We start from the raw sequence: 24,723 nt of genomic DNA, 5'->3' as shown, positions 1-24,723 counted from the left end.
CCGAATGCCAGGTGTTACAGCATCCTGACGTGCGATGTCGCGAGATGAAGCAACAGGTAGCGTTTCATCCACATGGCGTCCGGATGCGCCGACATCCCAGGACGATCAACTATTCCTGCCGGGTGATTAAGCCTGTTTCCTCAGAGAGGTCCCACTCATGCACATTTCGTCGAGGTGGCGCTCTGCGCTCCTGACCGCCGGACTCTCGGCGGTGCTCACGCTGGGCCTCGCTGCTGTGGCGAGCGCCTCGGCCGAGGCCGCGACGCCCACACCGGCGGCCCCTGCCGCACCGGCCAAGGCCGCCCCCAAACCGACCATCGTGCTCGTGCACGGCGCTTGGGCCGACGCGTCCAGCTGGAGTGGAGAGGTCGACCGCCTCCAGCGCGACGGGTACGTCGTGCGCGCCATCGACAATCCCCTCCGGGGTCTGTCGAGCGATTCCCAGGAGGTCAAGGACTTCCTGTCGACCGTCAAAGGCCCGATCGTTCTGGTCGGCCACTCCTACGGCGGCGCGGTTATCACCAACGCCGCCGCGGGCAACCCCAACGTCAAGGCTCTGGTCTACGTCGACGCCGCCGCGCCCGACGTCGGCGAGACGAACGGACAGCTCAGCGGCAAGACCTCGGCCCTGAGCGCAAACCCGGCCACGCTGTTCGACAGCGGTCCCTACGCCGGAGCCCCTACCGGCGCCGTGCAGTACTACCTGAAGGAGAACATCTTTCTGCACAACTTCGCCCCCGACCTGCCCGCAAGTACAGCGCGGGAACTGTGGGCGACGCAGCGGCCCGCCGCCACGGCTGCGTTCGACACCCCCTCAGCCGCCGCGGCGTGGAAGACGATCCCGTCCTGGTACGTGATCGGGATGAGCGACCAGATCATCACGCCGCAGTCGGAGCTCTTCATGGCACACCGAGCGCACTCCCACATCCTGGAGGTGTCCGGCGGCTCACACCTCACGCTCATCTCGCATCCGGTCCAGGTCACCAACCAGATCCTCGCCGCCGCCAGATCCGTCCACTGACGGCGCGCCTCGACAACGGGCGAGCCCGTGGCGGCCGGTCGTGCGTGGCGGCGGTTGTTCGGCCGAGGCCCCGTCGACGACGGCTACGCGGGCTACGCAGCGGCCCGATATCCGGTCACCGCAATCGGTGAAGGGTGACGTCGGATGCCCGCACGAAGCCGAGCCGCTGGCCGAACTGGATCTCGTAGTACGTCGTGCCCCTGATCCAAGTCTGCTGTGCTGTGTTGTACATCGTGGAGTGGTAGTACTCGCCGGTGACCTTGTCGCCCACGACGTAGCTCTGTCCCGCGGGCAGCCTGTACTGCAGGGTCGTGTCGGCCGGAACGGGAATGCCGGTCGGGAAGATGGAGGCCTTCGGGAAGGCCCCGCCGTAAACGGGGATCGACGCCTGCCCACGCCGCGGTGTTGCGACCATGGCCCGCGCAGGGAGCGTCACCCGACGACGGCGCGGGTCGCGCAGCCAGGCCTTCCGGCCCAGGTACCAGATCGCCGTCCACCCGCCCCTGCGCCCAGCCACCACGTACTGTTGACCGGCGGAAACACGGGCGCCGGTGTCGTTGACGTCAGAGGTGCTCCGTCCGTCCGGGTGGAGTCCGGCGTCCTTCACCAGGGGCGCACTCTCGCTCGGCGCCGTGTGCAGCAGCATGGCACTCGAGCCGTGCGCTGTGCACGGCTCGTCCCTCGATACGCATCCCGTGAGAGCCGGCCCGTTGCGGCTGTAGGACGGGTCGATCGTCACCACGCCCGCTCCGGACCCTGCCGCCGCGTGGAACGGCACACCGAGCAGGCGGAAGTAGTGCGCCCAGTCCCAGTACGGGCCCGGGTCGGTGTGCATTCCCGCCACGGTGTCCGCGGTGAGTCCTGGAACATTGTCGTGGCCGATGATGTGCTGCCGATCCATCGGGATTCGGAAACGGTGCGCCAGATACCGCACGAGACGCGCCGACGAGCGATACATCGCCTCGGTGAACCAGGCATCGGGATCGGCGAGAAAGCCCTCGTGTTCGATGCCGATCGCCTTCGCGTTGATGTACCAGTTCCCGGCGTGCCAGCCGACGTCCTTTGTCGCCAGGTGCTGAGCAACGGCCCCGTCCGAGGATCGCACGGTGTAGTGCCAGCCCAGATAGGTCGGTTCCTTGACCAGCCCGATCGCGGCGTCCCATGTGCTTTCGGTGCTGTGGATGACGATGTAATCGATGGAGGAATCCTTGGGCCGCTCAGCGAGGTCGTGATTGCCGTAGTCCGTCGGCTCCGGCCCGTACTGCTCGTAGGGGGCTGGAATCCACGTGCACCTCAGCGATGACGGGCACTCGGTGTGTCCTGAGTGTCCTGTGGGCAGGCCCGGCGCACGAACCTGTGCGGTAGGCGATGCGACGGCCGGCAGCGCGGCAAGTGCGACGCGCTGCCCGCTGTCCGTCGTACGCACCTCACCGGAGCGGATCACGTCGAACACCTCGTCCGCGAAGTCCGCGGCGGCGGCCTGCGTGCCTGAGCCCGAGTAGCGGGCCACGGCGCCGTACCAGTCTGCGGGATCAGTGGTGAGTGGCTGCCCCAGTGTTTCCTGGTCGGACGCGAGCAGCGCCGCGCCGCCCGTGATGTTGGCAGCGGGGTCGAGACGGATTCGGTCCTCGGGCAGCCCGGTCAGCGACGCGGCCAGGGCGGCAGTGCGGGAGGGATCCGGCGTCCTGGCCGTGTCGTCCCGGCCATCGGCCACCGGGCGGGACTGCGCGAGCGCGGTGCGAAGGTCCGTCAGGTGCATGGGCCCGTATCCGCCGGAGACGCTGGGCCGTCCAGCGTGCGCGTCCCAGCGCGACTCGATGTAGGACACTGCGAGCAGCACGTCAGTGGGGACGTGGTACCGCTGCGCGGCGGCAGTGAACGCCTCCTGCAGCGCACCCGGCATCCCGACGGCGGGAGCCGCCGCACCCGCAGGTCCGACGAGGAGGAACACGGGCAGCAATGCTGACGCAGTTCCAACCGCTAGTGCCGCGCGGAAACTCGCAGCATGAGCCTGCATAGCCGAACTCCGAGGTCAGGGAATGACGATGCGCCCGCCTGACGAAGAACTTCTCTCCACGACGAATACCGAACTCGTCTTCCGAAATCAGCCGCGAGGGGGCGGAGAACGCCTCCTCGAACGCGTCCGACGCCGGCCCGACCAGCACTCACTCGACGAGTACGCACCCGCCTCGCATCTACGCCACGGCGATCGCGCGGCAACTGACTCGCGCGGCCGGCCCGGTCGACGCAGATAGTCGATCGATGTTTCCCCCGCCTGCTCGGAGGCGGATTGCTGAACGATGTCGTCGATATCCAGAGTCGAACAGAGTCGGCCCCACCGTGGGATGTTCGATCACCGACGCCACAACCGCAACATGGCGGCGGTCATATCGAGGATTCAGACCTACCTGCACAACCGGATCTACGACACCGCACGGTCACCGAGACTCCTCGCGCGGCCGGGGAAGGATGAGCTCGTAGGCGCCGCGGTGGTACAGCAGTGGAGTCCGGGAGTGGTCGGCGGCCAGTTCGAGCACACGGCCCAGGACGATCGTGTGGTCGCCGCCGTCGTGCTCACTGTGGAGCCTGCAGTGCACCCAGGCACACGCCCCCTCCAGGACCGGCGCGCCGTATCGGCTGGGCCGCCACCGCACACCGGCGAACTTGTCCACACCGGACCGGGCGAAACCCGCGCTGTGGCGTTCCTGGTCGGCGGCCAGGATGTTCACGCAGAACGTGCCGACCTCGCGGATCCGGGGCCACGTCGACGACGCGCGGGACGGCGCGAAACTCACCAGCGGCGGATCCAGTGACAGTGATGTGAAGGACTGGCAGGTGAAACCGATCGGGCCCGATGGGCCGCGTGCGGTCACCACGACCACGCCGGAGGCGAAATGCCCGAGTACGTCGCGCATCGCGGCCGCGTCGACAGCCGGCTCCATGGCCTCCGCGGTTTCCGTGGCGCGTGCCATCCCCACCGTGCTGCTCATCGGACGTCCGGCCGCGCGGGGTCGCGCTCCCCGGCTTCGACCGCAACCGTCAGGAGGTTCTCCGCGGGAGGCAGCGGGCAGGTCGCGTACGCGGTGAACGCGCACGGCAGGTTGACGGTCCGGTTGAAGTCGATGCGCACCCGGCCCTCCGCATCCGGTTCGAGGGTCGTCAGCACGCGGCCCCCGCCGTATGTGGACTCGCCCGACGTGGCGTCCCGGAAATGCAGCACCAGCCCTCCTGCTTTCCCCCGCAACGCGACCAGCTCGTGGTCACCGTCGTGCACGCTGAAATGCACCACCCCGACGGCGGTCGGGAAGTGCTGCAAGCCGTCGACGACGGCGCCCACGGTGATCCGTCGCGGCTGCGGATAGGCCGCGAACCTGCCGTCGACGACCCATCGTGCGTCGACCGGGAAGGTGGGAACGCCCGTGAACTCCGTGCGGGTGATCGCCTCGGGATCACGTACGCGCAACGCGTAGGAGTCGGTGCGGCGCACGACCTCCACCGTGCGCGGTCCGGCCTCGACGAGCACGCCGGGCACGCCGTCGACCGGCTCGAGCCGCACCGTCGACGTCACCGGCATGCCACCGACCACCAGCCCATCGGCCTCGGCCGCGGACACCTCCACACCGCCGTCGCCGGTGGCGCGCCAGGTGCCGGGCAGCCCCTCGAACGACCGGGGTTCGACGTCGAGCCAGTACAGGCCCGTGAGGCTGAGCCAGCCGTGCGAGGTCCACAGATCCGCCTCGCGCTCGGCATGCCAGCTCGCCCACTCGTCCCGCAGGTGCTGGTTGCTCGATCGGGAATCGGTGATGCTCATGCGCTCTCCTTGCAGGAACTTCGGCGTCGGGAGAATCCACTGTGGACAGGATCTCGGCCGTTCCGGCCGGGATCACCGCTGTGCAGAGCCCTCACGCGACACGTCGGACCGCTCGGTACGCGTCGGCGCGGGGGAACCAGGGTGGCCGAGGGGCCGGGATGGATCAGCGACAAAGAGCGGCTTGCGTGCGGCACAGATCGACGTGCCGACGCTTGGACCACGTGGAGGTCAACCACGAGGACGACCGGGTGGCCGTCCGCTGAGCGTGCGATCGACGCACGACATCTCCCATCGATCCTGGCGTTAGCACCCGGCGCCGTGAGGCACATGGTTGCTGCGGCTTCGACGAGCCAGATCTCTCGGCCGCTCTGGATGGACGACATCGAATGTAGGCGACCACCCGATGGATCTGTCAAGGATGTGACGAGCCGGACGTAGGGGACCAGGCGCCTGGCCCGACCGTCTCCCCGATGAGCCCGCGGGCGGCTGGCCGGGCAGCGTCTGGAAGGTCGCTACGCCGCGACACACACGTGATTATTCGGATGGTCCAGCCGAAGTAAAACGCCTGACGACCAAATGTCCGGTCGATTCGTCACGCCGTCACAACAATTCTCACCATCCAAGAAGTAGATGCGCGCGCGACCACAATAGCGACCGATGCCTTGCTCTGATCTTGTCGTTCACATACAAAGGTGGACGTGTATGGCTGCGTTCGGACCACGGCTGATCGACTGGATCTCGCCCTGCTCGCCGCGAGCCAGCTGTGTGTCGACGACCGGCACTGTCGCCAGGGCTGACCGGTATATCCGCCACACTCCCGGTTCGGGAATTTTGGCGACCGCCTTCTCTTTCCGGCATATCGGCGGTCATCCCCCGATGCCGCGTCCCAGCCATATCCCTGGAGGAATGCGATGGCTTCCACCGATGTACCGCCTGCGCTCGGCCTTGCACTCATGGCCGGGCTGGGCCTGTTCATGCTGGCCATCGCGTTCGCGGTGCGCCGGATGGCACGCAGCACGCACGACTTCGTCATCGCAGGTCGGCGGATCGGGCTCGGCTTCGGGGTCGGGTCGGTCATCGCCGTCTGGACCTGGTCGATGGCGGTGATGCTGTCATCGGCCCAGGCCTACACCTGGGGCACCTCCGGCCTGCTCTGGTTCATCGTGCCGAACGGGCTCGCGGTCGTCGCCATGGTTCCCTTCGCCTTGCGGCTACGTCGTCAAATGCCTCGCGGATACACGATCGTCGAGTTCGTCCGCGTCCGTTTCGCGAGCCGGACCGCGAGCACCGTCATCCTCGTCGCGATGCTTCTCGGACTGCTCGCAGAGATCTTCATCAATCTGTACGGCGTCGTTCTCGTGATGGGCGTGGTGTTCGGTCTCAACACGACGACCGTGCTGCTCGTGACGCTCGCGATCGTCATGGTCTACTCCTATTTCGGCGGTCTCTGGACATCGGCTGTCACGGCCACCGTCACCACCTTGCTCATCACCGTTCCCGCAGCGATCGTCGTGTTGTACGTGCTGGCGAAGGCCGGCGGCGCCGACCTCGTGTTCGCGAGGGTCGGAGAGGCCGGCCCGACCCGGCTGAGCGTGTTCGACCCGGCCGCGGCTGCCGGTTTCGGCATCTCGCTGGCACTCGGGCTGCTCGCCTCGACGATGGCCGACCAGACGTTCTGGCAGAAAGTCTGGGCGATGAAACCGGCGAACCTCAATCGGACGTTCCTGTGGGCGGGCCTGTGGTTCTATCCGATCCCGTTGACGCTGGGCCTGCTCGGGCTCGTCGGCACGTCGATGGGCGTCCCGCTCGAGGCGCTCGGCGACTACGGCGCGGGCGGCATCGGCCCGTACGTCGTGTCGCACCTGGGCCTGCCCCTGGTGCTCATCGCCTTGTACGTGCTGATCATCTGCAACGCCTGCTACTCCTCGATGGACGGAGCGTTCTCCGCCCTGTCCTCGCTCGTCGCCGTCGACATCGTCACGCGGATCCGCCCGGACATCCCCGACCGGCGGCTGATCCGGTGGACGAAGCTGTCGATCCTGGTGGCCGGGGTCGTCGGAGGCGTGATCGTCAGCTCGGGGGTCGACTACGTCGAGTTGGTCAACCTCGTCTTCTTCGTCAAGGCTGCGCTGATCTTCCCGCTGGCGCTGGCCATCTTCTGGTCGCGGATGACCGCCCCCGCCTTCGTCTCCAGCCTCGTGCTGAGCATCGCCGTCGGGCTGCCGCTGCGCGAGCTCGGCCACGAGCTCGGCGGGATCGTCGCGCTGGAGGCCGTCTCGCTCGTCGTGGCCGTGGGTGTGAGCCTGCTGCGCCGCGAGCGCTTCGACTACGCCGCCCTCGACCGCTCCGGCGGCGGGCTCGAGACCGAGCCTGGGGCCGTGCGCCCCGTTGCCGCCGACCAGACCGCCTGACCCACCGAACGGAGCGATCATGACCATCTTCGCCATCGGACTTGCGGCGGGCCTGCTCACCGCGATCGTGTACGTGGTCGTCGCCGGGCGCGCGTTCATGCGGATTCGCAGCGAGATCCTCGCGGGCATCGCCTCGTCCGGCACCGACGCCCCCGACTACGAGCGGCAGGGTCGCAACTTCGGCTGGAAGGCGGCCGGGGGCGTGGTCGTCTCCACGTTGTTGCTGGCGCTGGTCAGCACGGCCGGCTGGACCTGGTACCTGCTGCCGTTCCTGGCGATCGGCACGTCCGTCACCGTGATCGTCGCGTTCCTCCTCGACCGCCTGAGCTCGACCGACGGTTCCTGACAGAGCGGAGGACGTCATGACCAGGAAGAAGGCCCACCTGCTCGGCTTCGTGCAGCACGGTGTGATGAACCACGCCTCGACGATGTGGGCGCATCCCCAGGACAAGATCGGCTACTCGTTCGCGCGACCCGAGTACTGGCGCGACCTCGGCCGCATCATGGAGCGCGGGCTCTTCGACGCGATGTTCATCGCTGACGAGCTCGCTCCCTACACCACTTATCAGGGCTCCAGCGACGCCGTCGTGAGGTACGCGGCGCAGTTCCCGGTGCACGACCCGGCCGCTGTCGTGCCGATCGTCGGGGCGTTCACCAAGCACCTCGGCATCGGCATCACCCTGTCCACCTCCTTCATTCGGCCTTACCAGATGGTCCGCCAACTATCCACATTGGACCACCTGACCGGCGGCCGGGTCGGCTGGAACATCGTCACGTCCTACTCGAAGAGCGAGTTCCAGGCGATGGGCCTGGAGAACCTCACCCCGCGCGACAAGCGCTACGAGGTCGTCGAGGAGTACATGCAGCTGTGCTATCAGCTGTGGGACTCCTGGGACGACGACGCGATCAGCTACGACCGCTCGACCGGTGTGTTCGCCGACCCGTCGAAGGTGCGCGAGGTCGATTTCCAAGGCCGGTACTTTCGTTCCCGGGGCCGCTCGTTCGTCATGCCCTCCCCACAGCGGCGGCCCGTGCTGTGGCAGGCAGGCTCCTCCGAGCAGGGCCGCGACTTCGCCGCCAGACACGCCGAGTCGGTCTTCGGTGTCTTCCCCACGGTCACGACCATGCGCGCCTACGCCGACGACATCCGCGCCCGCGCCGACCGCGCAGGCCGCGACCCGTCGCAGCTCAAGCTGATCTTCGGGTTGCAGACAGTGGTCGACCGCAGCCGCGACCGCGCGGTCGAGAAATACGAGGAGTTCCGCTCACTGATCCGGATCGAGAGCGCGCTCGCGATCATGTCCGGGCACACCGGCGTGGACTTCTCCACACTCGACCTCGACGACGACGTCGCTGACGTCGACGCACAAGGCATCCGCGGGCTGTTCGACGCGATTCTGCAGAAGAACGACGGCAAGCCCGTCACGGTGCGGGAGGCCGCGGAGCTCTACGGCATGGCGATGGGTGCGCCGACCGCGGTCGGCACGCCCGCCGACGTCGCCGACGAGATGGAGCACTATCTCGACGAGGGCGGTTGCGACGGCTTCATGCTGCTCGCCACGAACGTGCCCGGCTGCTTCGTCGACATCGCCGAGCTCGTCGTCCCCGAACTGCAACGTCGCGGCCGGTACCGGCAGCGCTACCCCGGCACCACACTGCGCGAAAGCCTGCAGGAGTACTGACGACAGCCGCCGGTCGGCCGTCCGGAACGGGCCGCGGCTGCCGTCGACCTCGTCAGCCGGCAGGCCGGCGTGGCAGGCCCGGAGGGTTGATCTGGGACGTCGAGACCGCTTCGGCGTCGAGGTTCCAGCGATCGAGGACCTCCTTGTACCTCCCGTCCGTGATCACCTCGTTCAGGGCGGCGCTCAGCGCACCGACCAGTTGGTTGTTCTTCTTCGTCATCGCCGCGATGTCGGCCTGCACGTCGCCACCGCCGTTGATGGTGCCGACGATCGTCGTCTTACCGCCGGTGGCGACGTGGTAGGACGCGGTGGGGTTCGGCCCCAGGTAGAGGTCGAGCCGCCCGGACTCCAACGCGAGGTAGAAGTCGCCCTGGTTCTGGTAGTACTGGATGTTCACCGGCGGCAGGCCCGCCGCGCGGTTCTGCTCGTCCCAGCGCACCAGGATCTGCTCCTGGTTGGTGCCGGGCCCCACCCCGATGGTCAGCCCGGCGACGTCCGAAGGCTTCTCGATCTTCTGCACCTTGCCACCTGTTCGACCCTCGAGGGCGATCGTGTCGACCCGGTACGTCGCGAAGTCGTACTTGTCCTTGCGTTCCTCGGTCACGGTGATGTTCGAGAAGCCGGCGTCGTACTGCCCCGACTCGACCGCGAGGAACAGGTTCTCCCACGACGTGGGCTGCAGCTCGAGCCGGAGCCCCAACACGTCCGCCACGAGCTGCGCGATGTCGGGTTCGACGCCGATCACCGTGGTGTCGTCGTCGGCGCGGAACGACAGGGGCGGGTTCCCGCTGCCGGTGGTGCCGACCACGAGCGTTCCGCGGTCACGGATCGACTGCGGCACCTGCGCGGCGATCGCCTCCACCTTCTCCGCACGCACCCGGTTCTGCTCGGGGCTCGTGTTGACCTTGGCGCCCGACGCGGATGCCGGCGCCGGAGCGGCCCCCTGGTCCGGGTCGGGGCCCGCACAGGCCGCGGCGGCCAGCACCGGGAATGCGAGCAGAACGGCGGCCAGCCGTAGCCGTCTCAGGGACCTCGACACGGTGTTTCCTCCAGATACCCACGCGGCGGACGCCGGCGTGATGGCGCGACCCGGCCGGTGATCCGCGGCCGGAAGTCTGATCAGTGCAGGACCTTGCTCAGGAAGGCGCGGGTGCGCTCCTCGCGCGGGGCGTCGAGCACCTGCGACGGCGGCCCCTGCTCGACGATCCGGCCGCCGTCGAGGAAGACGACGGTGTCGGCGGCCTCCCTGGCGAAGCCGATCTCGTGGGTGACGACGATCATGGTGGTTCCGCTGCGCGCGAGGTCACGCATGACGTCGAGGACCTCGCCGACGAGCTCGGGGTCGAGCGCGGACGTCGGCTCGTCGAAGAGCACCAGCTTCGGGCCCAGCGCGAGAGCGCGGGCGATCGCGACCCGCTGCTGCTGTCCCCCCGACAACCGTCGCGGGTACTCCCCCGCCTTGTCCCGCAGCCCGACCCGGCCCAGCAGCTCCTCGGCCTCTTCTGCCACCTCGGCCCGGGGCCGGCCCTGCGCGGAGATCGGGGCCTCCACGACGTTCTCCAGCACGGTGAGGTGACCGAACAGGTTGAAGCCCTGGAAAACGAACCCGATGTGCGTGCGCTGGCGCAGGATGTGGCGCTCGGAGAGCTCGTGCAGCCGGTTGCCCACCCGCCGGTAGCCCATCAGCTCCCCGTCGACGCGCACGAACCCGCGATCGACCTTCTCCAGGTGGTTGATCGCCCGCAACAGGGTCGACTTGCCCGACCCGGACGGCCCGAGCAGGACCGTCACCTCGCCCGCGCGCACGGTCAGGTCGACGCCGCGCAGCACATCGAGCGTGCCGAAGCTCTTGTGCACGCCACGTAGGTCGACCATCGGAGGAGCAGCCGGGGCCGTCATGCCGCCACCCGCTTGCGCAGGAGGGCGATCCCGGTGCGCGCCGCCGCCCGGAACCGCTGGACGGGCGTAGGTGGCACGGTTCGCAGCGCCCCCCGGGCGTAGTACCGCTCGATGTAGAACTGACCGATCGACATCACCGTGGTGAGCACCAGGTACCAGATCGCCGCCACGAGCAGCAGCGGAATGACCCGCCCGTTACGCGTGTAGATCACCTGAGCTGCTCGGGATCGGCACTCAGCGAGACAGGAGGGCCATCTTCTTGATCACCGTCGGCAAGAGCGTATTCGGCAATTCGGATACCGCGTTACACGCACGGCAGCTGGCAATGCGCCCCATTGCTCCCGAGCGGCTGATAGGTCCATCAGGATCCGGAATGGTCGGATTGCGCCGGATCATCTCGATCTCGGAATCCGCGGTTTCGGGGCATGTCGTTCCATCTGGGAAGTCGCTGTGTCGAGCCAGTCGACCACACGCGGTCGGTGTGCTTCCGCCCCGGCTCGCCGCCCACGCCGTCCTGTGGGTGTTCACCGCGCGGCACACCGACACCTCGCCCATGAGCCGCCGCACCGTCGACCGGCTCTGCGGGGCGGGCGCCGAACAGCTGGTGCTCAGCGCACTCGACGACGCGGCGGTCGTCGAGGTCACACAGGACATGCTGGCCGCCACGCCAGGGGAGGACGTCCTGGACGTCGTCCGACGTGCCCACGGCCAGCCGTTTCTCCTGGTGGAGCTCCTGAGAGGGCTGCGGGACGAAGGCCTTATGAGCTGTGACAACGGCGTGCTCAGCCTGAAAAGCTCGGAGCTGCCCCAGCGGTTTCGCGACTCGATCACCGGGCAGCTCGATCGCCTGAGCGATCCCGCGCGGGACCTCGTGGAGATGGCATCGGTGCTGGGCCACGGCTTCTCCGTCGAACAGCTCGCCGAACTTCTGCAGACCCCCGTCCCCGAGCTCGTTGCGCCGCTCCGTGAGGCGTTGCAGGCAGAGCTGCTGGTCGAAGCCGGTTCGGAGCTCCGGTTCCGGCACGATCTCATCCGGGAGGCCGTCGGCGCGAGTCTCCCGACCACGCTCGGCCACGCGCTGCGACGCCGAGCCGTCAACGCGATGCTCGCGCACGGGGCGCCTCCGGCCGAGGTGGCGGCGTTGGTCTTCATGATCGCCCGCACCGGCGACCTCGCGTCCGCCGACCTGCTGGCCCGGGCGTCGGCAGAGCTCGCGCACGCCGCTCCGGCCGACGCCGCTCGACTGGCGGACCGAGCGCTGACGCTCACGCCTTACGGCAGACCGGAACGACCCGCGAGAATCGTCTCCGCGATGTCGCTCTTCGTGGCGGCCGGAGCGGTACAGGAGGCGCGACACCTCGCCGACACGGTGCTGAACGGTGTCGTCGAGCCGGTCGACGAAGCACGCGCACGCCTCGGCCTCGCGTGGCTGTCGATGCAGTACTCGGGCCCCGACGTCGTCGAGCAGACCCAGCGCGCGCTCACACAGCCGGATCTCCCGACCGCACTACGCATCGAGCTCTCGGCGCTGCAGTCACACGGGTACGCCATGAGCGGGGATCCGCGGGGAGGCAGCGCTCCGGCCGAGCGGGCATTGCACGAGTCCGCACGTTTCCGCGACCCCGACAGCCGAGTCGCTGCTCTGACCGCCGCTACGGGCGACGCTCTGGTGCACGGGCGGTGGGTGGACGCGTTGCGGCTCAGCGAGGAGGCCGTCGCGCTTCGGCCGTTCCAGCGCTCCGCGCGGGGCGTGTGGGTGCCGGACTGCTGGCGTTCGCTGCTCCTGATGTGTCTCGCGCGGATCGACGAGGCGATCGAGCTGTCGGATGCGGGGCTCCGCGAGTCACGGTGCGAAGGACCCGCCATCAACGTGCGGGTCTGGATGATGTGCCGCGCCCGATACCTCTGGGCAGCCGGCAGGCTCGACGAGGCCCAAGCCGAGGCCGAGGCGGTCCTCGAGATGACCGACGACCTGGGGCCCGGCGGGTACGTCACCGCGATAGCCCACTACCTGCTCGGACGCATCGGCCTGCGCACCGGTGATCGGCTCCTGCTCTCGAGGGCTGCGCGTGAGGCCCGCACGATGGCCTTGGAGAAATCGGGGCTCCTGCGCCAGCACGGGCGCTGGCTCTCCGCCCTGGTCACCGATGCCGGCTCGGCAGATTCGGCCGGCTGGCCGGCGGTCGAGCTCGCGGCGGAGGCCTTCGCACCGTTCGGGAGCGACCGGCCACAACTCGTGAGCGCGCGCCAGCACGACGACGTCGTGGCGTTCGCTCGGCTCGCCGTGGCCGCCGGCCGCCCGGAGGCGGCCGAGTCGGTGGTGGGCCGCATGACGCAGCACGCTGCGGACGACCCGGACTTCCCGTACCTTGCCGCAGCCGTGCGGCACTCCCGCGCTCTCCTCGAGGGTGACGTCCCGGGCATGCGCGACGCACTGGCGCTCTACGAGGGCACTCCCTACGTCCTGCCGCAGGCGGACGCGTACGCCGACGCCGCGCGCATGGTCGCGTCCACGCAGCCTGCCGACGCCGTCGAGTACCTGGAACGTGCCCTGTCCGCCTATTCCGCGGCCGGCGCGGAGCGTGACGCCGCCCGCACCCGTAAGTCGCTCGGCGACCTCGGAGTTCGTCGCCGTCGCACCAGTCCGCCACGGCAGGGCTGGTTGGGGCTGACGTCGTCCGAGCTCAAGGTCGTCCGGTTGGTCGCGGCGGGGGCGACCAACCGCGAGGCGGCCGACGAACTCTTCCTGTCGCCGCACACGGTGAGCTCACATCTGCGGCACGCGTTCACCAAGCTGCGAATCCGGTCGCGTGTCGAGCTCGCCCGGGTGGTCGCGGAGCAGGACGGAGCGAATCGGGCCGGCTCACCGGGCCGCTCGGACGCGAGCGTGCTCTGACGCCGCGCTGCGGAGGATCGGACGTCCGGCGCTGCCGTCAGACATCGCGGCCGGCCTTGGGCCTCACATGCCGATGGGGCGCGGACGCTTTCACGACGTCCATCCATGCGATGCGCTCATGAGGTGCGGCGAGACACCATTTTTCCTACGACTGAGACGCAGCGGAGTGAGGCGCACCGACCACACCTGCACGTCGATCAATTCGTACGTTTGCGATCGGGGTTGTCGAGCATGTGTGGAATATGTGGATGGGTGTCCTTCGATCGTGATCTGGGCGAACCGGACGCTCGTCGAGAGCTGGCCGGGATGACCGCGACGATGGCCTGCCGCGGCCCGGACGACGAGGGCATCTGGGTGGACGGTCCGGTCGGGTTGGGGCATCGACGACTGGCGGTCATCGACATCCAGGGCGGCCGTCAGCCGATGACACTGACCGAGGACGGGCGCACCACGCTGACGCTGGTCTACAGCGGCGAGGCCTACAACTACCGCGAACTGCGCGAACGCCTGGCAGCCACGGGCCGGCACTTCCAGACCAACAGCGACACCGAAGTAATACTGCAGGCCCATCGCACGTGGGGCCGGCGCGACCCGCGGGACGCAGTACGCGAGCTGAACGGCATGTTCGCCTACGCACTCTGGGACACCACCACGCAGGAGCTGCTCCTGGTCCGCGACCGGCTGGGGATCAAACCGCTCTACTACTACCCCACCGAACACGGCGTGCTGTTCGGCTCCGAACCCAAAGCGATCCTGGCCAACACCACCGCAGAGCGCGTGGTGGACCTCAACGGGCTCCGACGCACACTCGGGTTCGTCGCCGATCCACACAACGCCGTGTTCCGCGGAATGCGCGAAGTACCACCCGGCCATGTCGTACGCGTGAGCCCCAACGGCATCCAGCAACTGCGCTACTGGCAACTCGCCGACACCGGACACACCGACGACGTGCCCACCACCGTGCGACACGTACGCGAACTACTCGACGACACCATCCAGCGCCAACTGATCTCCGACGTTCCGCTGTGCACGCTCCTGTCGGGCGGGCTGGACTCCTCCGCCCTGACCGCACTGGCCGCCCGGTTCAGCACCGAACGCATCCGCTCCTTCGCGGTGGACTTCGTCGGCTACACCGACAACTTCACACCCGATGCGATGCGTGCGACGCCCGATGGCCCGTACGTGCAGGAGGTGGCGACGTTCGTCGGCACCGAGAACACCAACATCACCCTGTCCACCAGCGAGCTCATGGATCCGGGCGTACGCAAGGCCGTCCGCCACGCCTGTGACCTGCCTATATGCTTCGGAGAGGTCTACAGCTCGCTCTATCTGTTGTTCCGGGCGATCCGGGCGCGCTCGACGGTGGGCCTGTCCGGAGAGTCGGCCGACGAGGTCTTCGGCGGCTACCGCTGGTTCCACGACCCCGCGTCCGTGTACGCCGGCACCTTCCCCTGGCTGCGCGGCCCGCGCATCGAGATGACCGAACGGCTGCTCGACCCGGGGCTGGTCAGCAAGCTCGACCTCAGCGGCTACCTCGACGACCTGTACCGCACCGCGCTGGCCGAGGTGCCCGAACTGACCGGCTCAGCCGCGGCCGATCCACACGAGCGACGGATGCGGGAGATCTGCCACCTGTTCCTGACCCGCTTCCTGCCCAACCTGCTCGACCGCAAGGACCGGATGAGCATGGCCGTCGGACTCGAAGTACGAGTGCCCTTCTGTGACCACCGGCTCGTCGAGTACGTCTTCGGCACACCCTGGTCACACAAGACCTTCGACGGCCGCGAGAAGAGCCTGCTACGCGCCGCCACCGCCGACGTACTGCCCCAATCGGTCGTACAGCGAGTCAAGAGCCCCTACCCGAACACGCAGGACCCCCACTACGACCAGATGCTGCACGCCGAGTTCATCGCACTGCTGCACAACCACGACGCGGCACTGGCACCGCTGCTGGACACCGACGCGGCCGAAGCGGCTCTCGACACGCCCGAGGCCAACAACGGCGGAGTGCTCGGCGGCCGGTGGGCGCTGGAGCAGATCCTCACGCTCGAAGCCTTCCTGACCGACTACGGCGTGAGCATCTCCGGCTGAGCGCGAGAATCCTGCCGCCGGCCCGGGAGAAGCTCTATTCTGACGTGGATACCGCGCTTTCCCGGGCATGGCCGCCGTCACGCGCCATTGTCATCGCACCCGCCGCGTAATTGCTGGACTGCACGCGACAGGCCCCGGCAGGTTTCACCGGTCAATGTCTGAAACCCTGATGCACATCACACAACCGCACCACAATAGCCGGCAGCGCAGCACAGACTGCTGGGTTGTCCTTCACCAGTTCGAGAGAAAGAGAGCCATGACTGCGGCGGACGTGACGACGGACCGGGCGGTCGAGACGGCGGTGCGTACGGCCATGTGGCGGCTGCTGCCGTTGCTGGGCCTGTGTTATCTGCTGAACTACGTGGACCGCGTGAACGTCGGGTTCGCGGCACTGACGATGAACACCGATCTGGGGTTGTCCTCGGCGGCGTACGGGTTCGGGGCCGGGCTGTTCTTCGTGGGGTATTTCTTCTTCGAGGTGCCGAGCAACGTCATCCTGCACCGCGTCGGCGCCCGCATCTGGATCGCGCGGATCATGATCACGTGGGGGCTGATCGCGTCCGCCACGGCGTTCGTGCAGGGCGAGATCAGCTTCTACATCGTGCGCTTCCTGCTCGGCGTCGCCGAGGCCGGCTTCCTCCCGGGCGTCATCCTGTATCTGACCTACTGGTTCCCGCGGGCGCGGCGGGCGAAGGTCACGGCGCTGTTCTTCCTGGCCGTGCCGCTGTCGTCGGTGCTCGGCGCGCCGATCTCCACACTGCTCATCCAGAACGGCGACGGAGCGCTCGGCTTCGGCGCCGGATGGCGGTTCATGTTCTTCGTCGAGGGCATCCCGGCGCTGCTCGTGGGCGTGCTGGTCCTCCTGCTGCTGCCGGAACGGCCGAGCCGCGCGCGCTGGCTCACCGCAACACAGCAGCACGCCCTGGAACAGCGGATCGCGCAGGAGGACGGCGCCCGGGTGCCGCAGCAGACCGGGCTGCGCGCCGGCGTGGGCGACCCGCGGGTCATCGCGCTGTCGGTCATCTACTTCGGCGCCGCGTTCGGGCTGTACGTGCTCGCGTTCTTCCTCCCCCAGGTGGTGTCGGGGCTGCAGGCGCGGTTCGGCGTCCGGTTCTCCCTCGTCGAGATCGGGCTGATCACCGCCGTGCCGTACCTCGTCGCGTCGGTGGTCATGGTGCTGAACGCCCGCCACTCCGACCGCACCGGCGAACGGCGACTGCACATCGCGGTGCCGGCGTCGATCGGGGCGCTGAGCGTCGCGGTGGCGCTCTACCTCGGCTCGCCCTACCTCGTCATGGCCGCGATGACACTCTGCGCAGCGGGGGTCTTCGCGGTGACCCCTGTGATCTGGCAGCTCCCGAGCCAGTTCCTCACCGGTGTCGGCGCGGCGGCCGGGATCGCCCTGATCAACTCGTTCGGCAATCTCAGCGGCTTCGTCGCGCCGTATCTCACCGGATGGCTGCAGGACCTCACCGGCAGCTTCCGGGCGGGCATGTTCGTGGTGGCCGGGTTCATGCTGCTGGCTGTGGTGACCGTCCTGCTGCTACGACCCGAACGATCAGCGTAGGACCGCCTCCTGCGGGTACCTCGCATCGTCGACGGGCGGTGCGGGCATCCGTCCGGAGCCGTCGGGCACCGGAACCGCCGCCAGCAGCGCTTGGGTGTACGGGTGTTGCGGGTCGCTCCAGATCTCCTGGGCAGGGCCCGACTCGACGACCCGCCCCCGGTACATGACCACGAGCCGGTCGGCGATCAGCCGTACCACCGACAGGTCGTGGGAGATGAACAGCAGTCCGGCTCCGCTGTCCACCGCGAGGTCGCGCATCAGCGCCGCCACGACCGCCTGCGTCGACGCGTCGAGCGCCGAGATCGGCTCGTCGCCGATGAGCAGGTCCGGCCGCGCCGCCAGGGCACGGGCGATCGCGATGCGCTGGCGTTGGCCGCCGGAGAACTCGTGGGGGTAGCGCCGGGCGGCGTCGGGGTCCAGCCCGACCCGCCGCAGCCACTCCGCGGGCTCGGAGGGCGCGGCACCTCGGGCGACGGCTGCGCGCACCCCGTCGCCGATCTGCACCCCGATCGCGCGCCGGGGGTGCAGCGAGGCGTACGGGTCCTGGAACACCATCTGGACGCGGGTGAGCGCGGGCGGGCGGCGGCGCAGCCCGAGCGGTGCGACGGGCATGCCGTCGAAGGTCACGGTGCCCCCCGCCGGCTTCACCAGACCGCAGACGGCACGGGCGATGGTGGACTTGCCGCACCCCGACTCCCCCACCAGGCCCACGACCTGGCCGGCCTCCACCGCGAGATCGACGCCGTCGACGGCCCGCACCGGCGGGCGGCCGCGGTAGGTCACGCGCAGCCCCGTCACGTCGAGCAGCCTGCTCACGTCGCCTCCTCGCTGAGGCTCGTCGGCCACGCTCGCGGAGCTGCTGTGCCTAATGGTTCGCTCGCAAGCTCGCTCACATCACCCCCTCGCCGACGCTCGACGGCCACGCTCGCGGAGCTGCTGTGCCTAATGGTTCGCTCGCAAGCTCGCTCACATCGCCTCCAGCGCGCGCACGTCGTCGAGGCTCTGCACGCCGCCTGCGGCGCCGGGCAGGCTCGCCAGCAGCGACGCGGTGTAGGGGTGTGCGGGGGCGGTGAACACCTGATGGCGTTCGCCGTCCTCCACGACCTCGCCGTGCCGCATCACCGCGACCCGGTCGGCCACCGCGCTCATGACGCCCAGGTCGTGCGTCACGAGCAGCACGGCCAGGCCCATCTCCGACGCCAGGTCGCGCAGCAGGTGCAGCACCCCGGCCTGCACGGTGACGTCGAGCGCGGTGGTGGGCTCGTCGGCGATGAGGACCTTGGGCGAGCAGGCCAGTGCGATGGCGATCGCGATCCGCTGACGCTGCCCGCCGGAGAACTGGTGGGGGTAGCGGCGCAGCGCACCCGCCGGATCGGGGATGCGCACCCGGGAAAGCAGCTCGACAGCCCGTTCGCGCGCGGCTGCCCGGCCGAGCCGGAGGTGGTGGCGCAGGTGGTCGGTGGTCTGCGCGCCGATGCTGAGCATCGGATGCAGGCTCGTGGACGGGTCCTGGAACACCATGGCGATCTCGTTGCCACGCAGGGCGTTGCGCCGGCCCGGGGGAAGCCCGAGGAGTTCCTGGTCGCCGTAGGTGATGCGCCCCGTGGCCCGCGCCCCGGAGGGAAGCAGTCCCATGACCGCGAGCCCCGTCATCGTCTTGCCCGACCCGGACTCCCCGGCCAGCCCCTGGATCCGGCCCGCCTCCAGGCGCAGGTCCACGCCGCGCAAGATCTCGTTGCCGCCGATGGAGAGCGTGAGACGGGCGATGTCCAGCACCGTCATCGAGTCGCCGCCGTCATCGAGTCGCCGCCGTCATCGAGTCGCCGCCGTCATCGAGTCGCCGCCGTCATCGAGTCTCGGCCTTTCCGAGGACGCCCGCGGTGCGCGGGTCCAGGGCGTCGCGTAGCGCGTCGCCGAGGAAGTTGAACGCCATCACGACGGTGAGGATGGCCAGGCCGGGGAACACGCCGAGCCACCACGAGTCGAAGTTCTGGACCGCGGTGGAGACCATGGAACCCCACTCGGCGGTGGGCGGCTTCGCCCCGAGACCGAGGAACGACAGGCCCGAGAGCAGCAGTGTCGCGGTGCCGATGTCCAGGGTCGCGAGGATCAGCACCGGCCCCACCACCATCGGGACGATGTCGGTGCGCAGCGACCGCAGGGCGGAGAAGCCGAGCAGCCGGTCGGCCAGCACGTAGTCGGCGGTCCGGACACCCACCACGAGCCCCCGCGTCACGCGGGCGTACGCGGGCCATGACACGACCAGGGCGGCCAGCACCGCGTTGACCAGGCTCGCTCCGAGCGCCGCGGCCACCACCATGGCGAGGATGACGATGGGGAACGCCATCACCAGGTCGGTCAGCCGCATCACGGTCTCATCGACCCAGCGCCCGAAGAAGCCCGCGGCCAGTCCGAGGATGCCGCCGATGACCACCGACAGCCCGACGAGCAGCAGCGCGAGTGGGACGGTCACCTGGGCGCCTGCCAGCACGCGGGTGAACACGTCGCGGCCCAGCTCGTCGGTGCCGAACCAGTGCGCGCCGCTGGGCGCCTCCAGGCGAAGGAAGTCCTGGGCCAGGGGGCCGTAGGGCCACAGGGCGGGCCCGAGGACGGCGACGAGGATCCACAGCACCGCCACCGCCGCGCCGGTGATCCCCAGCGGGGTGCGCCAGGCCTGGGGTATCCGCTTGGTGAACCGCGCCAGCAGGCCGCTCGAGCGCAGCGGTTCCGTGCCGATCGCGGCCGCGTCCGACGACGAGCTCATGTGACCCGCACCCGGGGATCGATCACGCCGTAGAGCAGGTCGACGACCAGGTTGATCACGACGTAGATCACGCCGACGACCAGCCCCACACCCATCACTCCCGGCAGGTCGAGGTGTGACGCCGCCTGGTAGGCGTAGGAGCCCATACCCGGCCACGAGAAGATCTGTTCCACCAGCACCGTGCCCGACAGTAGAGCGCCGAACGCCAGGCCGACCACCGTCAGGATCGGCACCAGCGCCGCGCGCAGGACGTAGCGACCGAGCACCGCGCGTCCCGGCAGACCCTTCGCCCGGGCCGAGCGGACGTAGTCCTGGTCGAGCACCTCCAGCACGGCCGAGCGGGTGAACCGGGTGAGCAGCCCCACTGTGTAGAGCGTCAGCACCAGGGTGGGCAGCATCAGGTGCGCAACGGCGTCGCCGAACGTCACCCACTGCCCGGCGAGAAGCGAGTCCACTGTGTACAGGCCGGTCACGTCCGGCGGCGCGGTGGTGGCCGGGGAGAGCCGGCCCGATCCGGGAGCGATGTCGAGCTGGTAGGAGAAGACGTAGAACGCCACCATCGCCAGCCAGAACGTCGGCACGGAGATGCCCACCAACGACACCAGCCGCAGCGCGCTGTCGGTCAGGTGCCCGCGCCGTACCGCGGCCACCACCCCGAGTCCGACACCGATCAGGATCGACAGCACGATCGCGCCGATCGCGATCTCCAACGTGGCGGGCACCGCGGCCGACAGGTCCGCCACGACCGACCGGTGGGTCTGCTGCGACTCCCCGAGGTCGCCGCGCACCAGGTTCCCGAGGTAGGTCACGTACTGCTCCGGCAGCGGCCTGTCGAGCCCGTAGTGCGCGCGGTAGGCCGCCACGATCGTCGGGTCCTCCGCCGCCTGCTGCCCCAGGTTGGCCGCGACGGTGTCGCCGGGCACGAGGTTCGTCAGCACGAACGTCACCAGCGTGACGCCGACGACGAGCAGCGCCGACACCGCGATGCGGCGCAGCACGTACCGGACCAGCGGGTGCCCGGCCCGGTTCGTATTCGTGGCCGTGCTTGTGCCCGCGCCCGTGCCCTCGGCCGGGCTACTTGGCTCCGATGGCACCGAGATCGACCGTCCAGATCGGGTTGTACGCCGCACCCGTCACCGACGCCGCCGTGACGATGTTGGACGGCGGCTGCACGAGCGGGATGAACGGGCCGGAGGCGTTGAGGCTCTCCTGGAACTGCTGGTAGACAGCATCGCGCTGCGCGGTGTCGACCGTGGTCCCCGCTGTGGTGGCCACCGTGTCGATGTCCGGCGCCGCCGCGGCGAGCCAGTTCGCACGCTTGCCGATCAGGCCGCCGGGAGCGAAGGCGAGGTAGTTGGAAGGGTCCGGGAAGTCCGGGCCCCAGTACCAGAGCCCCATCTGCTCCTTGCCGTTGCGATAGTTGTCCAGCTCGGTGGCCACGGGGGCGGGCGCCAGGTCGACCGCGATGCCTGCGGCGGCGAGCTGGGACTGCAGCCTCTCGGCGAGTGTCTGGAAGCTCAGGCCGCCCAGCGTGAGGTCGCTCGGGTAGGCGAGCTTGGGCTTCTGGCCCGCCATCCCGCTCGCGGCGAGATCGGCCTTGGCCCCCTCCACGTCCTGCTTGAGGGCGTCGGCGGCGGGCAGCGTGCCCGCGATCATCGACGGGATGACGCCCGCGGGCTGCACGGAGCCCGTGCCGGCCACGCCCAGCAACCCGGCGTAGTCGATGGCCTTCTTCACCGCCGAGACGTACTGGGGGTTGCTGGTGGCGGGCGACACCTCGGCGCTCTGGTTGAGCAGCAGGAAGATCGTGTATGCGGACGCGCCGCTGGTGATGGTGACCTTGCTCGTGTCGAGGCCCTTCACCTGGTCGCCGGAGAGGTCGAGCGCGACCTGGGAGTCGCCCTTCTGGACGTTGAGCGCCTGGGTGGCCGCCTTGACGTTGCGGATCACGACGGTGCCGTAAGCGGGCTTGTCCGGGCCGTTGTACGCAGTGTTCCGGGTCAGCACGGCCTGACTGGCCACGTCGAGCGACTTGAGGACGTACGGGCCGGATCCCGCGGATGCGCCGTTGAGATACCCCTCGGCGGCGTCCTTGTCGTCGGTGGTGCCGCCGTGCGCCGTGACGACCTTCGAGTTGACGATCGACAGCGCCGGGTTGGGCAGGATGAACGGCAGGGCCGGGTTCGGCTTCGCGCTGGTGAGCACCACCGTGGTGGCGTCCTTCTTGGCCACGGTGACGCCGTCGAGCAGGAACGACGGGTTGCCCTTCAAGCCGATGAGGCGCTGCAGGGAGAACACCACGTCGTCGGCGGTGATCGGGGTGCCGTCGGAGAAGACGCGCCCCTGCGCCAGCGGCAGGGTCAGCGTCGTCGCGTCCGGCGAGAGCTCATAGGACGTCGCGAGTTCGCCGACCGGCTTGGTCAGGTCGTTGTTCGCGAAGGTCAGCAGCGTCTCGTACATGCCCTTGGTGAGCATCTGGCCGGTCAGTTCGTACTCGCGGCCCGGGTCGATCGTCTTGAGGTCGAAGCTCGCGTCGACGACGAGCGTGCCACCGCCCGCATCGCCGCTGGCGTCGGACGATCCGGACCCGCAGGCGGCAACGGTCACGGCCACGAGCGCGGCGACTGCAGCCAGCGCCATCGAGCGGCCGCGGCCGCGGACGGACATCGGACCGATCATGTGTACCTCCGCGCACACGCTTGTCGCGGCTCGACGGATTGCGCCCGCAGACAGCGTCAACTAGACGATTCGGCAGCATCATGCTGCACTGGTCACAGCTCGTCCAGTAACGATCGATCACGTCGGATGAACGTGATCAGATGCGGCCAGAGAGGGCAAGAATGTCCAGAGGCAAGGATGCCGCCACCCCGTCAACTGGACGATCCGCTGCCCCGCTGGACGAGGTCGACCAGCGGATCCTCGCCGGACTGCGGAGCGACGGCCGGATCTCGATGTCGGCGCTCGCCGATCAGGTAGGGGTCTCCCGCGCCACGGCCTACACACGCGTCGAGAACCTGGTCACCTCCGGCGTGATCAGCGGCTTCAGCGCCAGGGTCGACCCGCGCAAGGTCGGGTTCGGGATCTGCACCCTCGTCTTCGTCACGGTGAGCCCGCAGACGTGGGCCTCGTTCCGGCGCCGGGTGACGGAGATGAGCCAGGTCGAGTACTGCGCCGTCACCACCGGCCAGCACGATGCGATGCTGCTCATCCGCGCCCGGGACGTGGCCGAGGTGCACCATTTCGTCACCGACGTGCTGTCGGTGCTGCCCGAGATCCGCGCGGTGGAGTCGGTGCTCGTGATGGACGAGGTGGTCCGGCGGCCCTATCTGCTGCCACAAGACGTCCCGACCTCTCCGCCCCCGACACAGCAGGTAGGCATGACGCGGTTCATCCGGGCGGGCGAGGACCACGCGGGGCTCGACTAGGACCGGATTTGGGCGCAGACGCTGACCTGATCGCCATCGGCCGTGCGGAAGTCCTCCACCAGTCGCAGGCCCTCGTCGTGCGATTCGATCCGGCTCTCCGCCGCACCGCCCACCACCTCACCCGTGGCATCGACGACGTGCGTGAAGCTGATCGAGATGCGCCGCTCCACACGCGTGCCGACGAAGCGGCCGATACGCACCGTGTCGCCTTCGTACTCTCCCCACACCATGCCGTCGCGCTCGTGGTAGTCGAAGACCGTGGGCGAGGACGGATCGACCTCGCTCGCCGTCGACGACACCATGGCGAAGCGCAGCCCGTCCAGGTCGATGTGGGAGGCGGAGTGACTGATGGCCATATGAGGATCATGGACCATCTGTCGTGTTCCTCATCGCTGCGACAAGTCGGGGACCTCCGCTGCCAGCAGCCGGTCCGCCGCCTCCTCGACGGGCTCCATCGCGCCCGACCATCCCGCGATGCGAACGCCTGCGGCGGCGACCTGCCGGGGCGATTCGGGGACGGCGAGGCCGTCGGCGCGCAGGTTGACGATCGACTCGACGAGCCGGAAGGCCAGGTCACCCGCCGGAGACGGGCCTCCCGTGAGCGCCTCGGCCGCCGTGACGTAGCAGTGGCGCAGCCGCTCGCGGGCGGCCTGGAACGGTAGGAACCGGGGGCGGCGCAGCTCCGGTGCCAGGTACAGGACGCCGACGTTCCACGGCGCGGCGGCGAGCTGCCCGCCGTCGTGCAGCGCCAGTGCGAAGAGCCGGGCCGCGGCCTGTTCGGGTGTCGTGACCTCGTAACGCAGCAGCGCGTCGGCCACGGGCAGCACGGGGATCACGGTGCTCGACAGCAGCGCGTCGAGGATGTCGTCCTTCGTCGCGAAGTGGTGGTACAGCGACGCCTGCCGGATGCCGACGGCCTCGGCGATGGCGCGCGTGGACGTGTAGGCGAAGCCCTGCACCGTGAACAGCTCGGCCGCGGCGTCGAGGATCTGCTCGCGCCCGGTGCTGCCCGGCCGCAACGGCCCGGTGTGCCGGGGACGGCCGGGTCCGGAGGTCACGCGCCGATCCTGCCACGCGTCATCTCCCTGTCACATGACAGTTATCCGGCAACGACGACGTAACCCGTCGGTCATCGGAAGCGGCTGGATCACGTCGA

21 protein-coding genes and 1 riboswitch are annotated in these 24,723 nt (G+C 69.1%); of the genes, 8 read left to right on the top strand and 13 right to left on the bottom strand.

From position 1 onward, the window contains the following. Nucleotides 1–157: 157 nt before the first annotated feature. A complete protein-coding gene (locus MMF94_RS34645; RefSeq protein ID WP_241041675.1) occupies nt 158–1,021 on the top strand; it encodes an alpha/beta fold hydrolase in 864 nt (287 codons plus the stop codon). A 115-nt stretch (nt 1,022–1,136) separates the two neighbouring features. Here the strand turns inward: MMF94_RS34645 and MMF94_RS34640 are convergent, their stop codons facing one another. The 3 genes from MMF94_RS34640 to MMF94_RS34630 form a co-directional block, all read right to left on the bottom strand. Then, nucleotides 1,137–2,972, bottom strand: a complete 1,836-nt coding sequence (locus MMF94_RS34640; RefSeq protein WP_241041674.1) for an N-acetylmuramoyl-L-alanine amidase — start codon at nt 2,970–2,972, stop codon at nt 1,137–1,139. Between the two features lie 487 nt (nt 2,973–3,459). Continuing rightward, nucleotides 3,460–4,011 (bottom strand): flavin reductase family protein, encoded by a 552-nt coding sequence (locus tag MMF94_RS34635; RefSeq protein ID WP_241041673.1) that lies wholly within the window; start codon nt 4,009–4,011, stop codon nt 3,460–3,462. Next, nucleotides 4,008–4,832 (bottom strand): DUF1684 domain-containing protein, encoded by an 825-nt coding sequence (locus MMF94_RS34630; protein WP_241041672.1) that lies wholly within the window; start codon nt 4,830–4,832, stop codon nt 4,008–4,010. Before MMF94_RS34630 ends, MMF94_RS34635 begins: the two co-directional genes overlap by 4 nt. A gap of 285 nt (nt 4,833–5,117) precedes the next feature. Next, nucleotides 5,118–5,211: riboswitch (SAM riboswitch) on the bottom strand. Nucleotides 5,212–5,743: 532 nt separating this feature from the next. Between MMF94_RS34630 and MMF94_RS34625 the strand changes: the two genes are divergently transcribed. The 3 genes from MMF94_RS34625 to MMF94_RS34615 are packed head-to-tail and all read left to right on the top strand — an operon-like array spanning nt 5,744 to nt 8,925. After that, complete coding sequence (locus tag MMF94_RS34625; protein ID WP_241041671.1) at nt 5,744–7,243, top strand: sodium:solute symporter family protein; 1,500 nt, start codon at nt 5,744–5,746, stop codon at nt 7,241–7,243. A gap of 19 nt (nt 7,244–7,262) precedes the next feature. Beyond that, nucleotides 7,263–7,589: a hypothetical protein gene (locus MMF94_RS34620; RefSeq protein WP_241041670.1), complete on the top strand. Its 327-nt coding sequence runs from the start codon at nt 7,263–7,265 to the stop codon at nt 7,587–7,589. Nucleotides 7,590–7,605: 16 nt separating this feature from the next. After that, nucleotides 7,606–8,925, top strand: coding sequence for an NtaA/DmoA family FMN-dependent monooxygenase (locus MMF94_RS34615; protein ID WP_241041669.1), 1,320 nt, complete (start codon nt 7,606–7,608; stop codon nt 8,923–8,925). A 52-nt stretch (nt 8,926–8,977) separates the two neighbouring features. Here MMF94_RS34615 and MMF94_RS34610 read toward each other — a convergent pair whose 3' ends face one another. From MMF94_RS34610 to MMF94_RS34600, 3 genes are all read right to left on the bottom strand, one after another. Continuing rightward, the gene (locus MMF94_RS34610) at nt 8,978–9,964 is read right to left on the bottom strand and encodes an ABC transporter substrate-binding protein (protein ID WP_241041668.1); all 987 of its coding nucleotides are present in this window, start codon (nt 9,962–9,964) and stop codon (nt 8,978–8,980) included. Between the two features lie 80 nt (nt 9,965–10,044). Continuing rightward, entirely contained in the window at nt 10,045–10,824 is a 780-nt protein-coding gene (locus MMF94_RS34605) for an amino acid ABC transporter ATP-binding protein (protein ID WP_277398882.1), read from the bottom strand. Next, nucleotides 10,821–11,036 carry a hypothetical protein gene (locus MMF94_RS34600; RefSeq protein WP_338104393.1) on the bottom strand — a complete coding sequence of 72 codons (216 nt, stop codon included), beginning with the start codon at nt 11,034–11,036 and terminating at the stop codon, nt 10,821–10,823. Before MMF94_RS34600 ends, MMF94_RS34605 begins: the two co-directional genes overlap by 4 nt. Before the next feature lie 269 nt (nt 11,037–11,305). On the opposite strand from MMF94_RS34600, the gene MMF94_RS34595 reads away from it, so the two are divergent. The 3 genes from MMF94_RS34595 (at nt 11,306) to MMF94_RS34585 (ending at nt 17,378) form a co-directional block, all read left to right on the top strand. Further along, nucleotides 11,306–13,720 (top strand): helix-turn-helix transcriptional regulator, encoded by a 2,415-nt coding sequence (locus tag MMF94_RS34595; protein ID WP_241041667.1) that lies wholly within the window; start codon nt 11,306–11,308, stop codon nt 13,718–13,720. A 231-nt stretch (nt 13,721–13,951) separates the two neighbouring features. Next, nucleotides 13,952–15,811: an asparagine synthase (glutamine-hydrolyzing) gene (asnB, locus tag MMF94_RS34590; RefSeq protein ID WP_241041666.1), complete on the top strand. Its 1,860-nt coding sequence runs from the start codon at nt 13,952–13,954 to the stop codon at nt 15,809–15,811. 256 nt (nt 15,812–16,067) lie between these two features. Next, entirely contained in the window at nt 16,068–17,378 is a 1,311-nt protein-coding gene (locus MMF94_RS34585; RefSeq protein ID WP_241041665.1) for an MFS transporter, read from the top strand. On the opposite strand, the gene MMF94_RS34580 is transcribed toward MMF94_RS34585, so the two are convergent. From MMF94_RS34580 to MMF94_RS34560, 5 genes are all read right to left on the bottom strand, one after another. Beyond that, the gene (locus tag MMF94_RS34580) at nt 17,370–18,194 is read right to left on the bottom strand and encodes an ATP-binding cassette domain-containing protein (RefSeq protein WP_241041664.1); all 825 of its coding nucleotides are present in this window, start codon (nt 18,192–18,194) and stop codon (nt 17,370–17,372) included. The genes MMF94_RS34585 and MMF94_RS34580 overlap by 9 nt on opposite strands. Before the next feature lie 150 nt (nt 18,195–18,344). Next, on the bottom strand, nt 18,345–19,160 hold the full coding sequence (locus MMF94_RS34575; protein ID WP_241041663.1) for an ABC transporter ATP-binding protein: 816 nt from the start codon (nt 19,158–19,160) through the stop codon (nt 18,345–18,347). Nucleotides 19,161–19,224: 64 nt separating this feature from the next. Further along, a complete protein-coding gene (locus MMF94_RS34570) occupies nt 19,225–20,142 on the bottom strand; it encodes an ABC transporter permease (RefSeq protein ID WP_241041662.1) in 918 nt (305 codons plus the stop codon). After that, nucleotides 20,139–21,236: an ABC transporter permease gene (locus MMF94_RS34565; protein ID WP_241041661.1), complete on the bottom strand. Its 1,098-nt coding sequence runs from the start codon at nt 21,234–21,236 to the stop codon at nt 20,139–20,141. The genes MMF94_RS34570 and MMF94_RS34565 overlap by 4 nt, the downstream gene beginning before the upstream one ends. After that, nucleotides 21,217–22,809, bottom strand: coding sequence for an ABC transporter substrate-binding protein (locus tag MMF94_RS34560; protein WP_241041660.1), 1,593 nt, complete (start codon nt 22,807–22,809; stop codon nt 21,217–21,219). Before MMF94_RS34560 ends, MMF94_RS34565 begins: the two co-directional genes overlap by 20 nt. A gap of 173 nt (nt 22,810–22,982) precedes the next feature. On the opposite strand from MMF94_RS34560, the gene MMF94_RS34555 reads away from it, so the two are divergent. After that, nucleotides 22,983–23,567, top strand: a complete 585-nt coding sequence (locus tag MMF94_RS34555; protein ID WP_241041659.1) for an Lrp/AsnC family transcriptional regulator — start codon at nt 22,983–22,985, stop codon at nt 23,565–23,567. Here MMF94_RS34555 and MMF94_RS34550 read toward each other — a convergent pair. Together MMF94_RS34550 and MMF94_RS34545 are read right to left on the bottom strand one after the other, a co-directional pair. Then, nucleotides 23,564–23,923 (bottom strand): avidin-fold protein, encoded by a 360-nt coding sequence (locus MMF94_RS34550; protein ID WP_241041658.1) that lies wholly within the window; start codon nt 23,921–23,923, stop codon nt 23,564–23,566. The genes MMF94_RS34555 and MMF94_RS34550 overlap by 4 nt on opposite strands. A 30-nt stretch (nt 23,924–23,953) precedes the next feature. After that, entirely contained in the window at nt 23,954–24,625 is a 672-nt protein-coding gene (locus tag MMF94_RS34545) for a helix-turn-helix domain-containing protein (protein WP_277398881.1), read from the bottom strand. Nucleotides 24,626–24,723 lie beyond the last annotated feature (98 nt).

The sequence above is a fragment of the Pseudonocardia alaniniphila genome (assembly GCF_022524485.1).
Classification (GTDB): Bacteria; Actinomycetota; Actinomycetes; order Mycobacteriales; family Pseudonocardiaceae; genus Pseudonocardia; species Pseudonocardia alaniniphila.
This window is presented reverse-complemented; position numbering and strand designations above follow the sequence as displayed.